We start from the raw sequence: 713 nt of genomic DNA, 5'->3' as shown, positions 1-713 counted from the left end.
TGCCGGCGAATGGCCCGATCGCTGCGCACCATGAAGTCCGCCCAGCCGAGCTCGTGCTTCACGCGCTTGTAGTGCTCCTCGATCCAGACCCGCAGCCCGTAGAGCCACACCAAGTGCGGCAGCGGCGCCTTGTCCAGCAGCAGGTTGGTGCTCAGGTACCAGGTGGAGAGCGGCGGCAGCGTGGCCGGATCGGTGGTCGCGACGATCGCACGCAATTGCCTGTGCGGTCCGTAGCCGAAGAACTCCAGCTCCGCGGCCCACCACTGCTCGGTGTGCCCGTCGCGGAAGTAGCGCGTGATGCTGCGCCAAGCACGCCTGGGCAACTCCTGCGCCGCGTCCATGAAGGAGTGCGCCCTGTCCGCCGGTGCCCAGCCCAGGCCGACCTTGCCGCGGCGCGCGATGACATAAGGAATGCCTCGCGCGTGCAGTGCTGCCTCCAGCTCCTGGTTGTCGCCATAGAAGCAGTCGGCCACCACCGCCTCGAATTCGATCCCCGCCCGGCGAGCCTGCTCTATCAGCGCCAGCGCGATCTGGGGCTTGGTGCGAAAGGCGGGGTCCTTCTTGCCCAGGGGGAGCCGTGACTCGGGCGTGTAGGGCTGCGCGTGCAGCGGCCAGTAGCAGCGCTCGTCGGCCCACAGCGTCGTCACGGCCACAATGCCGTTGTCGATCTTGCCGCGCGAGCCGAGGTACTGGCGAGCCACGTTCGCCGTGGC

General features: G+C 68.4%; 1 protein-coding gene. It reads right to left on the bottom strand.

What is annotated here, in order from left to right; genetic code table 11:
* On the bottom strand, nucleotides 1-713 hold a 713-nt coding region (locus D3A59_RS03690), incomplete at both ends, for an IS701 family transposase (protein WP_205665102.1).

Origin of the sequence: Caldimonas tepidiphila (assembly GCF_003569765.1) — a bacterium.
Lineage (GTDB): Bacteria > Pseudomonadota > Gammaproteobacteria > Burkholderiales > Burkholderiaceae_C > Caldimonas > Caldimonas tepidiphila.
Note: the sequence above shows the minus strand (reverse complement) of the source record. Positions and strands in the feature narration are given on the sequence as shown.